Source organism: Paenibacillus sp. CR_12, from assembly GCF_041953985.1.
Taxonomy (GTDB): domain Bacteria; phylum Bacillota; class Bacilli; order Paenibacillales; family Paenibacillaceae; genus Paenibacillus_AQ; species Paenibacillus_AQ lautus_A.
This window is the reverse complement of the sequence record NZ_JAVFHO010000012.1, coordinates 42,784-55,751: the sequence shown is the minus strand read 5'-3', so window position 1 is coordinate 55,751 and position 12,968 is coordinate 42,784. Positions and strand designations below refer to the sequence as shown.

The following is a 12,968-nucleotide window of genomic DNA, read 5'->3' as shown; positions in this document are numbered from 1 at the left end:
GCTCATTTTCATTTATGACCGCAAGTGAACGTATTACTTTTTGAACAGCCCTCTTTCCGATAACTGAGATCGCTTCAGGGATACCCTCCCTCACGATCACTCCCATTCTATTATTGAGATTTGCAAGGAGAAGGCAAAAGCTTTTCAAATTGTAGAGATTTTGTAGAGATTAGGTTTTTAAACTATGAAAAAGAAAGTGCCGAATTTCGGACTAAGGAGGAGGTATAAAGGAGGGAACTCCGCAAGATTTTGATGATGCAAAGGGCTGCTGGGATCGAGCAAACAGAAGATGCCGATTCGGTTGAGCGTAATCGGGTCGATGATCTTAGTGTCGCTAAAAATTTCCGCAGCTCCGGGATGGAGGAGAAATAAGTCTTGAAACGAAAACGCAGCATAGGTAAAGCAATACTCTCTTTATGCTTGGCAATCATGCTTGTCTTGCAGACGGTGGCATTCTCTGTCACTGGATATGCGGATAGCGCGCCAAGCGATTCCGGGCCGGCGGCCGTTATCGAAGCGGATTTGCCGAGCGCGGACGAACCGACGTCAGTAACTGAGGCAGTGTACGATGTGCCGAACAATTCTTTAGTGAAGACGTCGGGCCCGACGGACAAAACGGTGTTGTTCATGGATGCCAATTCAATCTTTCCGCTGAAGGTGACGCAGGGAACCGACATTGCTCCAGGCGGTACGATCCAAGGCCGACAGGCATTTACCCTCAAATCAGAGGGCCTTAAGGTGCCCGTGAATGGTGATGACGCTGATCCGACTAATGCGGATCCAGACCTATACATTCAGAAAGGTGACTGGATCGAACTAAAAAGGGATGACTACTTCGCGGAAGTGGTATTGCCAACAGCTACCAAACCGTTGATGGCAACAACGGATATGGGTGTGAAGCAGCTTGGCATCGCCTATTTCACCCCGGATAGCATCAAGATTGTATTTAATGGTGACGATTGGTTTTTTAACGGTATTGGACGTGCGGTTACCTTCGGCTTTGAAACCACTGCCAATTCGGATGTAACGGGCATGAATTACGGTGATACAAAGCCTATCTCGATTTTCGGGGGAGCGTATGAGCTAAAGAACCCGGATGTTACCCCGGGGTACAGCATCAACTTGACAGGAAATAACTGGCCAAAGAATGGGAGCTGGACTTGGTGGTATGTGACTGTCCCAGCCTATCAGGATGGTTATTTGACCTTCCAGGCTGCTCCATCCTCTTTTGATGTGCTTGATGAAACAATGAAGTTGCCGCTAGATGGAATGACGTTCTATACGAAGCCTTCCGATTACCGTATGGTCTATATACCGGGATCCTTCACGGTCAACGGCACTAAGGTAGACCCAACCATTGATGTAGATGGCAGTCTGAGCTACATCTTCCCGGCAGGAACGGGGGTGGATCCAAAGGTTGAGTACCAAGCATGGTTTCATAAGGATCTGTATTATAAAGAGTATCGAGGCGTGGCAATCGATCCCGGTCGAGGTGGCGGACAGCGTTTTGACCCAAAAGTTGAACTAAGGGATGCGAGCGCTGATGTAAAAGCCAGTTCAGTACGGGAAACGTGGGTTGCACCTGACTGGATTCAAGCATCCGGTTCGTATGATCATCCGAATGAAACCATTACATGGAAGGTCACGGTGAACCAATATAACAAAAAAGGGTTAAAGGACTTTACTATCACGAATGTATTACCTGCTGGGCTGGACTTTTTATCAGCTGAATGGCAGACATGGGAGGATGGCACTGCATCTGGAAAAACAGCAATTACACCAGATGCCAACGGCGTTTATTCCTTTGGGGATATGAATGGTAAAGTAGAATTAGCGATTAAGAGCAAGGTAACAAGCGGCTCCAGCTTCAGAATAGATTCTCGTGCCAACTGGAATTTGGAAACGCCAGATGGCATACAGAACAACGATGTAGTGACCGGTACAAGACCTAACGCAGTGACGGATGAGGCAATTGTCAACATCGGCGCGCACACGTTTACAAAAACAGGCTCTATTTCGATGGAGGATTATAACCTGGGCGGCATCACATGGACCGTTAATCTAACGCCACAGTATGCCCTGCCAAATGCAGCGGTATACGATGTGCTGGTGCATGACGGAGATTTGAGCGTCTTGGATAACGCTGTGGATGAAACCGGCGAGGTGAGCACGGAAACGATTGCAAAAATCAAAGGAAATGTGAATTCCGAGCAACTTTGGAAAAAGTATCATAAGGGAACCTTGAAGACCAATGCAACCGGCTTGACCATGAAGGCTATTCCTTTAACCGTGAACGGTAAAGTGGTGGCGGACTTGATCAAAGTGACCGGATACACCGACAAAGCTGCATCTTTCAGCTTCCGTGCGCTTGAGACCAACCCGGACATCCTCTTCAGGCAGGATATCAACGCAGGGAAAACGAGCTGGAATCGGGCTTTGCTCATTGACGGCGACACCGTAAAACAAGCGCAAAACAGCACCAACCTGCACTTGCGTATGCTGAACAAGGATATGCTCTTTGCGTCGAAGCCATTGCAAGCTGATGGTACGCCTGAAAATGTTAACCCGAATAACGTTAGCAGTTATATTAGAAACGATAACAATGAAGCATGGACGATATCTGCCTATGACAGGACAACCAAAACGGTCACTTTCCGTTTAGGGGTAAATATGCCTGGATATAACACAGAGGAAATGGCTAAGGACGGCGGTAATCGAGTCATCAGCAATATCAAGCTAGTGGACACGCTGCCCGAAGGCTGGGAATTCGTGCCGTTTACGGAAGGTAAGGATTTTGAGCTTTGGAAAGGATATTCGGACAATGGTTCGGGTACAGAATATGGTGTTAGAAACGATGCCAGAACACTTATTGAACCAGGTACCAGTGCTCATGTAGTAAGTTTTTCTCATAATGGAAACGAGGGAACGTTCACCTTCTCTAAATTGGAAAGCCCATATGTCATTTTAGTAAAGGCTAGACCTTCCAATGCGGCTCTGGAGAAATATTTGGAGGAATACACCACCAACGGCGTAGACAAGCAGGTGCTGTATAACAAAGCCGACCTGCACATGACATGGGGCGGCGTGGAGAAGGTCCTCACCGAACAGCGCAAAGTTATTGTGCCTATTCAGACCCTGGGCAAGTCGGTAACTAAGCCAGTTCCAGGCGTGCTGGAATGGACGGTGAACTATACTCCGCCATTCAACATGACGCAGGGCGTTTATTTGCAGGATACCCTAGGTGCAGGTATGAACCTGCGCTATGAAGAAAACGGAAAGCTTGTGCTGACAGCGCCTAGTATGGCAGTCTATCCTGCTAAACTGTCTGCCAGCGGTGCTCTGGAACGAGAGGGCGCAGCGCTGGACCTCAGCGACCCGAATGGTGAAGTTCAAGTAGAAGCTGCACCAGGCGCGGGAGGCACCACGGTTCTCCTATTCAAAATGAAAGACCCTAATAAGTTTTACCAGTTTGTGTACCAAACAGAGGTTGATCCGTCTAAAGCGAAAGCTGGCGACAAAATGGGCAACGAAGTAAAGCTGATGGGCGATGATAAGCTGAAAACGGTCAGTGCCAAAAGTGAAAGCACGCTGGACAATTCAGACGTAGCCGGCAGTTCAAGCTCCAATGCCCTGCTGCCCCTGAAAAAGGTAGATCCCGATGGCAATCCGCTAAAAGGCGTAGAGTTTACGCTCTATAAGAAAGACGACGGAACTCAAATCGCCAAAGGAACAACCGATAGCGGAGGGAAACTTAATCTGCTATTCCCGGATCCGGGGTATTATGAGTTGAAGGAAACCTACATTGATCTGAATACCTGGCTGCCGATCACCCATGTGTATCAAGTGTATGTAGGAAATACGCCAGGCAAGCCTATCTGGGTAGATGGCGTAAAAGTAGCCTCCGATAATCCGCTGGTCGTGCCTACGCCGGCCCAAGGTAAGCTGACCATCAGCAATAAGGTGGAAGGCAACGGCAGCGATGCTTCCAAGGATTTTGAATTCACCGTGACCTTCACCGGCGAAGGCAAGGACGGAGAGTATACCTATAAGAAGTCGGATAATACGTTTGGCACAATCAAGAGCGGAGGCAAGTTTACCCTCAAGCACGGGGAATCTGTGACGCTCCCGACATTGCCTGCGGATTTGGTCTATACCGTAACCGAGGCCGATTATACGACCGTTGACGGTTATATCACCACGCCGGAAACGAGAGAGCTGTCCGGCACAATCGAGAATGAAGGCGACCATAAGGCGGACTTCATCAATGAACGGACCGTCAACAAGCTGACCGTCAGCAATACGGTCATGGGCAACGGCGGCGACAAGACGAAGGCGTTCGAGTACACCGTCATCTTTGAAGAAGCAGGCAAGGATGGAAGCTACGCGTATACGAAGTCGGATGGCGCGACGAGTACACCGGGCACGATCAAGTCTGGCGAATCCTTCACCCTTAAGGATGGAGAGAAGCTGGAAATTGTGGATCTGCCTAAGGATCTGAAATACACAGTGACGCAGAAAGACTACACAACGGACGAATACGTGACCCTGCCTATCGAACGGCATTATACCGGGATTATGGAGGGCAAGGATGAAGCTGCTCCATTCACGAACGTGCGAGTTATCGAAGGCAGCCTGCTTATCAGCAACACGGTTAAAGGCAAAGACGACGACAAGTCGAAGCCGTTCCAGTACACGCTCACCTTCACAGGCGAGGGAGCGGACAAATCCTACGCCTATGAGAAATCGGACGGCAGCAAGGGCACGATCACGAGCGGAGACACCTTCGAGCTTACCGACGGCCAGACGCACGTTATAGAAGGTCTTCCGACGTATCTCAAGTATACGGTGACCCAGGATGATTATTCGAAGAACGGCTATGTGACGGATCCTGAGAGTCTCGAACACACAGGCACCATTCCGGAGAAAACATTGGCAGAGGCACACTTTGAAAATACTCGCCCGTATCTGGAAGGCGTGCTGCGTGACAACAACACAGGAGAAGTCATTCCGAATGCATCCATCACGGTGACCAATCTGAAGACAGGTGAGAAGCAGACGATTCAGACGAGTGAGAAGGGTGAATATTTCGTCCCTGCCGAGGCGGACACCGACTATACGATTACGTATACGAAGGTGTATACGGTAGGCGGAAAAGATGTGCCTATCGAGTTCACGCAAAAAGCAAATGTGGACGGCAACGTGAAAGACGAGACCGTTCCGGCGGTCATAACGGCGGTAGGGATCGTTCTGTTCAAGCAGCTGGATGGAACAACAGAGCTATTCAACGATTCGTTCACCAGCCAGATGCGTATCTATTTGAAGGACAAGGACGGCAATTATATTCAGGAGAACGGTCGTCCTAAGGCGTTCCCGCTGGCTTCGAACGGCACCTTCTCCATAGAAGACGAAGAGCTGAGCGCGCAGCAGTACACCATGGAAGTTCGCTATCAAGCTGAAAACGGCGAGGAGCTGCTCTTCAAAGTGACGCAGCTTGACGTGAAGGCTAACGGAGAGCTGAATATTTCTGAGGCATTGGTCGACCCTTACGGTACGGTTTATGATGAAACGACAGGAAATGCCACCACTGGCAAGAAAATTGCTGGAGCCAAAGTTACGCTGTATTATGCGGATACGCAGCGGAATAGAGATAACGGCCGCATTCCGGATACGAAAGTAACGCTCCCTCCGGTTCCGAATTTTGCGCCGCATGACAACAAGAGCCCGGAGCAGGATAGCGACGCCAATGGCTTCTATGCATACATGGTGTTTCCTGAAGCGGATTACTATCTGATCGTAAAGAAGGACGGATACGAGACGCACAGGAGTGATACGATTTCTGTCGATTTTGACATTGTAAGATACGACGTGCCAATGAAGCCGATCAACACTGGCGGCGGACCGGGCCCTGTTAACCCTACTCCAGAGCCGGAGAACCCAGGCCCTGTCAACCCAGCTCCAGAGCCGGAGAATCCGGGCCCTGTCAATCCAGCTCCAGAGCCGGAGAATCCGGGTCCTGTCAACCCAGCCCCAGAGCCGGAGAATCCAGGTCCTGTTAGCCCTGCACCAGAGCCGGAGAATCCAGGCCCTGTTAACCCTGTTCCAGAGCCGGAGAATCCAGGCCCTGTCAGCCCTGTTCCTGACCAGCCTGGCAATTCCGAGCCTGGCAACGTCAACAATGGGAATAACAACGACAACGTGCCTGATGTCAGCGACTTAGCCGATAAGGGTGCGGGCAATGGAAATAACGAGCTGGACGATGCTCCGAAAACCGGAGACAACAGCGTATCGCCAATCTTCTATCTGGCTTTGGCGCTGATGTCCTTGATGACGATCGGCCTCTGTCTACTTGGTAACAAGAAGAAAACGCACATCCAGTGACCGGAAAGGCGGTAAGAGATGAGCAAAACCAAAAAAATTCTTATCGCCGTTTCTTTCCTTGTGTTGGTATTTTCTCTCGTCAGTCTTGCGAGAATTCTCGTTGGGGATTATGCTGAGCAGCAGAAAATCGATGAGCTGGCAACAGCTTGGGAGGAAGGATCGAACAAAAGCGGAGGGGCTGCATCCCCCTCCGTTTTGTTCAATAAGGCGAATGAGCCGGTCATGCTTCCCGAATTTCGAGAGCTTTACGAGAGGAACTCGGACATCGTCGGCTGGCTGAAGATGGACGGCACCCGAATTGAGTACCCGGTCATGCAGAATCCACAGGATGCGGATTACTATCTCAATCATGATTTCGATAAAAAGGAAAACAAAGGCGGCCTCCCCTTTTTGGACGCGCATAGCCGGACCAATGGTTCGGACATTTTGCTGATTCATGGCCATCACATGAAAAGCGGCTGGATGTTTAAAGATTTAATGAAGTACAAGAACGAAAGCTTTTATAAAGAGCACGCCACGTTCCAGTTCAGCACGCTTTACGAAAAGGAAGAGTATGAGATTGTTGCCGTCATTCTGTCACAAGTTTATCGCAAATCGGACGACGTTTTTAAATACTACCAGATTGAGAATGTAAGTACGCCCGCCGAGTTCGATTCGTATGTTCACAACATCAAAAAACTCGCTCTTTATGACACGGGCGTAACAGCCCGGTATGGCGACAAGCTTATTGTATTGTCCACGTGCGAGTACTCGACCGAAAACGGCCGGTTAGCGGTGGTCGCCCGAAAGCGTTCATGACGATGCTGGAACATCAAGCTGCTTCATATCGCGTTCTCCCCTTGGAGGACGCGATTTTTTTTGCAAGAAGTTTCATTTCACGACTCACCTTTACCCATTTGTGCCCTTGGCTCTAAACCAATTTACAGTATCCCGAATTGTATCCTCAAGGGGTCTAAATGTAACCTTCAGGTTACGGACAGCCTTTGCTTCGCTTGTTCGCTTCATTTCCGTCATGACACGAACAATTCGGCTAAATTCGTACAGTGACCAGAAATGATATACTTTTTTATATCGATAAAAACGAAAGAACCCTCCAAACCTGGAGAGTTCTTTTCTTTCGTGGAGTACCGATCCACTTATCCCTTCATGAATAATCTCAAAAACGCGGTCATGTCGACGGGGCTTCACAAGACCCTGAAGGCCCTGTTTTTGTCCTTTCCGCAAGCTTCGTAATCGACTCAATGTCTTGATCCGTTAATTGGTCAAGGAAATGTTTCCGTATTGCCTTGGAGACTATGGGACGGGCATCATCCAATGCCGATTTTCCGGCGGGAGTGATAACGACTTGAACACCACGATCCGTGTCTAATGGTTTCCTCATCACAAGTCTGCGTTTTTCCATTCGCGTCAGATGATGTGACAATCGACTCTTATCCCAGTTCATCGAGTCGGCCAATTCCTGTTGGCGAAGGCTTCCGTTCCCCAAAAGGTCTAACCGATCCAATACCCCATAATCACCCTCTGATAGTCCTGTATGCTCAGACATCTCTTTTATTACCCGACCGAAAATGCTCTGAAAGGAGCCTTTCCACATATGCCATATTCGCATTTCTTCTTCGTTCAGCTCGTTCTTATCCATAGGAACATCATAGCATGGTTGACGCGTCAACCACAATGTGTTATCGTTGCAATGGTTGATACATCAACTTGTAAATTTTCGGTTTATATCAGGATACTGCTTGACCGCTTCTTACCAGCAACGGTTGGGCCACTCTTTCTCCAAGAAAGGAACATTTATTATGGAAATCAACATTAGTATGTCTGCTCCGGTCATCTCGGTGAAACCGGTAGTTCTATCAGCTCCAGGGCGCGGCGAGGATCTGCAAATGCGAGTGTCTGCGCCCGCCGCAGGAAGTGAATTGCCTATTATTGTGTTCTCTCACGGCTTTGGCTGGTCGCTGGACGGCTACGGCCCATTGGCCGACTACTGGGCTGCTCACGGCTTCGTGGTCATTCAACCCACTCATCTCGATTCGAGGACGCTGAACCTTCCTCCTGAAGATCCCCGTACGCCACGGATCTGGCGTTTCCGAGTCGAGGACCTGAAGCGCATCCTCGATCAGCTTGATGTTATCGAAGCTTCCGTTCCCGGTCTTAGTGGGCGCCTCGATCGGAGCCGCATCGCCGCTGCCGGACACTCCTGGGGAGGCCAGACGGCGAGCATGCTGCTCGGCGCGCGAGTCCTCGATCACAACGGCGAGCCGGGAGAGGATATGTCCGACTCGCGCATCAAGGCGGGCGTGCTGCTTGCCACGACTGGCAAGGGTGGAGCTGACTTGAGTCCGTTCGCGGCAGAGCACTTCCCCTTCATGAATCCGAGCTTCGCGGAGATGAGCACGCCGACCCTCGTGGTGGCGGGGGACCATGACCAGTCCAGACTGTCCACTCGGGGGCCGGACTGGTTCACCGACCCGTACTTCCTGAGCTCGGGCCGCAAGAGCCTGCTCACTCTCTTCGGGGCGGAGCACTCGCTCGGCGGGATATCCGGTTATAGCGTCGCGGAGACGACGGATGAGAGCCCGGAACGAGTTGGCTTGATCCAGCGGCTTACGTTGGCTTACCTTCGTAACGCGCTGGACATTGAAGATTCCAGCTGGCCGGCAGCTTGTGCAGCTCTGGAAGAGAGCGCCATCCCGCTGGGGCGTATTGAGTCCAAGTAAGGGAAGCAGAAAAATGAATGATGACAGCCTTTGCTAATTGCCAGTTGTTAGCAAAGGCTGTTTCTATTCTGGAGGATTGTTACAAGCCTGGACCATTCAAAATTAGGGCGTCGAAAAATTCTGGCAGAGTGTCACGATTTCACTTGAACCTTACGTAACGTAATGTTTTACAATAGAGATACCGGTACATAGCTAGCGCCAAAGAGTGGAGATGGTTCATGAAGAGACATTGGAAGGTCGGGGATCTCGCCAAGCTGACGGGGCTTACCGTCCGAACCCTGCGGTTTTATGATCAAATCGGGTTGTTCTCTCCGTCGGGGCAAACGGAATCCGGCCACAGGCTGTACAATGAATCGGATTTGTCGCGTTTGCACCAGATATTATCGCTTAAGGAGCTGGGATTATCTCTGGAGGAGATTAAATCGGCCTTGAATGGCGGGCAGATTAGTCCGCTTGAGATCGTGGAACTGCAGATCGACCAAATCAAAGAACAGATTAAACTGCAGCAGAAACTATTGGAGCAGCTAAGATATGTATCCAAGCTTATGCAGGGCAAGGCGGAATTAACGGTTGAAGATTTCACGAGCCTTCTGCAGGCGATGAAGATGAGATTTGAGAAACCGGTCATTGAGCGGCAAACGGGTTGGGAGCGACATTTGGATCTGTTGGGAGATTTTCTTGCCGAAGAGAATGGAATTTCGAAACATAAGGAGGAGAATGAATGAACGAACGATTCGTCAAGCATGGAACCTTCGTCGTAGAACGGATTTATGCGGCTACACCGGAGCGGGTATATCAAGCATGGGCCGACCCGATTGCTAAAGCCAAGTGGTTTTCGAAGCCGGAGATCTTCGATTTCCAGGTTGGGGGACGGGAGTACAGCCGCGGCGGGCCGCCGGAAGGGCCGGTCTTTACCTTCGATGCCAGCTACCAGGAGCTTGTTCCAGAGCAGCGTATTGTCTATACGTACACATTGGATTCAGGTGACGTACGTGTCTCCGTCTCGATCACAACGGTCGAGCTTATCAAGGTGGAGGGTGGTACGAAGTTGATTTACACAGAGCAGGGTGCATTCTTTGACGGACACGATACGCCAGAAATACGGGAACACGGGACTAACATCATGTTGGACACACTGAGCAAGGTAGTAGAAGTGGAGGTAGGAACATGACCATAGGTGAGAATGAGCTTATTGCTTCCCGCGAGTACGATGTCCCGCAGGAGCTTGTGTATCGGGCATGGACAACCCCTGATTTATTAGCAAAATGGTGGGGGCCCAAAGACTTCAGCAATACGTTTCACGAGTGCGATATGAGGACGGGAGGTACGTGGAAATTCACCATGCACGGACCGGATGGCGTGGATTATCCCAACCATAATGTCTTTGTTGAGTTCGTGCCGACGGAGCGGGTCGTGATTGATCATCTAAACGTTCACGAATTTCGGGTGACGGCTACCTTCGAGGTCTTCGATGGCCGGACCAGAGTCACCTTCCGTCAACGTTTCAAGAAACAAGAGGATTTTGAAAAAGCTAAGCCCATCTGCGTAGAAGCGAATGAACAGCAGCTTGACCGACTTGGCAAGGTGCTGGCGGAATTGGCCGACTAGCTTTGTAATTTGATATCGGCATTGACGCGAAATGACTGCTGCCTAGTTGATGACTCTAAAATGGTCGCCGTTCACGATCCCTGTCGGGGAATCGGACGGCGATTTTTGTTTTAGTAACGGAACACGGCGGTAGAGATCTGTAGCGCCTATCAAGGCAGATCTTCTGTTGCTGATTTCTCCGTCAAGCTGAGCCGTGAGCATAACCGAAATTGAATGCTCTCGCTTAAAGCCGGGCTTCGAAGAGTCTATATAACCGATATTAGCCGGATATCGAAACCTTCAGTCGCTACTTGTTAAAATATATTCACTTAGTTTGGTAAGAAATGTTGACCATCTCGCTTGAAATTCGGGGTCAGTCGACTCGACTCCAGTAATGATGTTGGCAATATTGCTGAAGATAATGGGATACGTCGTTAGAGCGGTTAACGCCAGTGCTAGAAGTTCAGGCTCAAGCTCTTGCGGTACAACCCCCTTTTTCTTTTGATCCTTCCAATAAGCAGCATAGGATTGAAGGGCGACCTCTCCGCCTTTATTCCAGGACGTCGGCTCTGCCCGCAGCTCAAGTGCTTCCCAGGCGGTGAACTTAATAAAATCCGCTCTCACCTGGTTATTGACCCTGTATCGATGCTCGGCGATATGGAGCGGATTATCTGGAATCTGAGAGACCCACTCTGGCTCACCGGTCGCCGAATCAGTCAAAACGGCTTCGAGTAATTCCGCTTTTCCTTTGAAGTAATGATAGATCAGCTGCTTCTTCACCCCGGCGTTTTCTGCAATCGACTCGATACGCGACCCTTTAAACCCCTTGTCGAAAAACTCCCTTCTTGCAGCCTCGAGAATTTTTTTCTGCGTGCGTTCCGCATTGCGTATTTCACCCATTTTGGCTGTACCTCCATAACCAATCTAATAATATTATCGTAATCGCTTACTGAATTGATGTCAAATTTAACTTAACAAATATAAAATTGTACTTGACGAAAATAAAGTTGTATTTTACCATTTGTTCAGTAAGCAGAATTTTTTTCCAATCAAAGGAGGATACCTGCATGGCCGTAATGTCGATCATTCTTCAAAGCTTGTTGGTTTTGTACTATGTTTTTTCAGGTTTTGCCAAGGTCGTAGGGGCTAAATACTGGGTTGATATTTTCAGCAATCTGAAGATACCCCAATGGTTTCGTATCGTTACGGGTTTGGTCCAGTTAGTTGGAGCTGCTGTACTCGTTGTTGGTTATTGGAATGCGGATGCGATAGTTTGGGGCGGCATTTGGCTTGGAATTACGATGCTGGTGGCGTTACTTGCGCATATAAGGGTCAAAGATGCGATTGGCAAAACGATGACGCCCGTTGTGTTTCTTGTGTTGATCATCATCCTAACCATCCTGAATGCGGACGTGATCGTGAGCTGATTTTCTTCCACGGGATATGAGCAAGTTGAAGACCCCATGATACAAATCCAAGTCGGTCCTGAAATAGAGACTGAATGACTTCTGAAAAGGCCGTCCCTCAAGGATGGCTTTTGTAACTTCGCGCTATGACCAGTTCCTTTCTTTATTGTTCGCCGACCTGAAAATTCAGGTGAAAAGTAGGTAGACTCAGGACAAACGATCTCTATAATGGAATAAGAGACATATGTTGCGAGGGGAAAAGGTGAGACGATTTGAAAGCAAATCGGATGGAAGCATTCAGCGATGGCGTGTTGGCCATTATTATTACGATCATGGTGCTGGAATTCAAAGTGCCGAAAGGCCATGACTGGCATGCGCTAGTCGAGCTTGGCCCCAAAATAATTAGTTATATTTTCAGTTTCGTCTATGTCGGCATCTACTGGAACAATCATCATCACCTGCTGCATATGGTTCGAACGATGAACGGAAGGTTGATGTGGCTCAACTTGCTGCTGCTATTCTGGCTATCCCTTGTGCCTTTCACGACAGCTTGGATGGGGGAAAGCCATTTTGCGCCTACACCGACGGCGCTGTACGGTATCATTCTATTCCTAGCTGCGCTCTCGTACTGGCTGCTTCAGCGCATGATTATGAACCAGCATTCCGGCGATTCCTCATTCGTTGGAACGATGGGTAAAAATCGGAAGGGGAAACTCTCTCCTTTACTCTACTTGACGGCGGCCTTGACCGCATATGTGAGTGTTTGGATATCCGGCTTCTTTTTCGTACTTGTTGCCGTAATCTGGTTCATGCCCGATAAGCGAATCGAGCATGCCCTGAGAAGCCAATAAGAAAGACTCTTCGATTCTCGCATGCG

The 12,968-nt window shown here is 49.4% G+C and carries 10 protein-coding genes; 8 read left to right on the top strand and 2 right to left on the bottom strand.

What is annotated here, in order from left to right; genetic code table 11:
- Positions 1 to 375 precede the first annotated feature (375 nt).
- Together RB297_RS28815 and srtB are read left to right on the top strand one after the other, a co-directional pair.
- Positions 376 to 6,378 carry a DUF7601 domain-containing protein gene (locus RB297_RS28815; RefSeq protein WP_375121987.1) on the top strand — a complete coding sequence of 2,001 codons (6,003 nt, stop codon included), beginning with the start codon at positions 376 to 378 and terminating at the stop codon, positions 6,376 to 6,378.
- An 18-nt stretch (positions 6,379 to 6,396) separates the two neighbouring features.
- Positions 6,397 to 7,176, top strand: a complete 780-nt coding sequence (srtB, locus tag RB297_RS28810) for a class B sortase (RefSeq protein ID WP_375121986.1) — start codon at positions 6,397 to 6,399, stop codon at positions 7,174 to 7,176.
- 370 nt (positions 7,177 to 7,546) lie between these two features.
- Here the strand turns inward: srtB and RB297_RS28805 are convergent, their stop codons facing one another.
- Complete coding sequence (locus RB297_RS28805) at positions 7,547 to 8,017, bottom strand: MarR family winged helix-turn-helix transcriptional regulator (protein ID WP_375121985.1); 471 nt, start codon at positions 8,015 to 8,017, stop codon at positions 7,547 to 7,549.
- A 160-nt stretch (positions 8,018 to 8,177) separates the two neighbouring features.
- On the opposite strand from RB297_RS28805, the gene RB297_RS28800 reads away from it, so the two are divergent.
- The 4 genes from RB297_RS28800 (at position 8,178) to RB297_RS28785 (ending at position 10,706) form a co-directional block, all read left to right on the top strand.
- The gene (locus tag RB297_RS28800) at positions 8,178 to 9,098 is read left to right on the top strand and encodes an alpha/beta hydrolase family protein (protein WP_096777226.1); all 921 of its coding nucleotides are present in this window, start codon (positions 8,178 to 8,180) and stop codon (positions 9,096 to 9,098) included.
- A 218-nt stretch (positions 9,099 to 9,316) separates the two neighbouring features.
- The gene (locus tag RB297_RS28795; protein ID WP_015738063.1) at positions 9,317 to 9,823 is read left to right on the top strand and encodes a MerR family transcriptional regulator; all 507 of its coding nucleotides are present in this window, start codon (positions 9,317 to 9,319) and stop codon (positions 9,821 to 9,823) included.
- The gene (locus tag RB297_RS28790) at positions 9,820 to 10,269 is read left to right on the top strand and encodes an SRPBCC family protein (RefSeq protein WP_375121984.1); all 450 of its coding nucleotides are present in this window, start codon (positions 9,820 to 9,822) and stop codon (positions 10,267 to 10,269) included. Before RB297_RS28795 ends, RB297_RS28790 begins: the two co-directional genes overlap by 4 nt.
- Positions 10,266 to 10,706 carry an SRPBCC family protein gene (locus RB297_RS28785; RefSeq protein ID WP_375121983.1) on the top strand — a complete coding sequence of 147 codons (441 nt, stop codon included), beginning with the start codon at positions 10,266 to 10,268 and terminating at the stop codon, positions 10,704 to 10,706. Before RB297_RS28790 ends, RB297_RS28785 begins: the two co-directional genes overlap by 4 nt.
- A gap of 279 nt (positions 10,707 to 10,985) precedes the next feature.
- Here the strand turns inward: RB297_RS28785 and RB297_RS28780 are convergent, their stop codons facing one another.
- The gene (locus RB297_RS28780; protein ID WP_213580841.1) at positions 10,986 to 11,585 is read right to left on the bottom strand and encodes a TetR/AcrR family transcriptional regulator; all 600 of its coding nucleotides are present in this window, start codon (positions 11,583 to 11,585) and stop codon (positions 10,986 to 10,988) included.
- Positions 11,586 to 11,752: 167 nt separating this feature from the next.
- On the opposite strand from RB297_RS28780, the gene RB297_RS28775 reads away from it, so the two are divergent.
- Positions 11,753 to 12,112 carry a DoxX family protein gene (locus RB297_RS28775; protein WP_375121982.1) on the top strand — a complete coding sequence of 120 codons (360 nt, stop codon included), beginning with the start codon at positions 11,753 to 11,755 and terminating at the stop codon, positions 12,110 to 12,112.
- Between the two features lie 251 nt (positions 12,113 to 12,363).
- Complete coding sequence (locus tag RB297_RS28770) at positions 12,364 to 12,942, top strand: TMEM175 family protein (RefSeq protein WP_375121981.1); 579 nt, start codon at positions 12,364 to 12,366, stop codon at positions 12,940 to 12,942.
- Positions 12,943 to 12,968 lie beyond the last annotated feature (26 nt).

Excerpts from the sequence above, each read along its gene's own strand:
- RB297_RS28790 (WP_375121984.1), top strand. The coding sequence starts at position 9,820 with ATGAACGAACGATTCGTCAAGCATGGAACCTTCGTCGTAGAACGGATT.
- RB297_RS28795 (WP_015738063.1), top strand. The coding sequence starts at position 9,317 with ATGAAGAGACATTGGAAGGTCGGGGATCTCGCCAAGCTGACGGGGCTT.
- RB297_RS28800 (WP_096777226.1), top strand. The coding sequence starts at position 8,178 with ATGGAAATCAACATTAGTATGTCTGCTCCGGTCATCTCGGTGAAACCG.
- RB297_RS28785 (WP_375121983.1), top strand. The coding sequence starts at position 10,266 with ATGACCATAGGTGAGAATGAGCTTATTGCTTCCCGCGAGTACGATGTC.
- srtB (WP_375121986.1), top strand. The coding sequence starts at position 6,397 with ATGAGCAAAACCAAAAAAATTCTTATCGCCGTTTCTTTCCTTGTGTTG.
- RB297_RS28805 (WP_375121985.1), bottom strand. The coding sequence starts at position 8,017 with ATGGATAAGAACGAGCTGAACGAAGAAGAAATGCGAATATGGCATATG.
- RB297_RS28780 (WP_213580841.1), bottom strand. The coding sequence starts at position 11,585 with ATGGGTGAAATACGCAATGCGGAACGCACGCAGAAAAAAATTCTCGAG.
- RB297_RS28775 (WP_375121982.1), top strand. The coding sequence starts at position 11,753 with ATGGCCGTAATGTCGATCATTCTTCAAAGCTTGTTGGTTTTGTACTAT.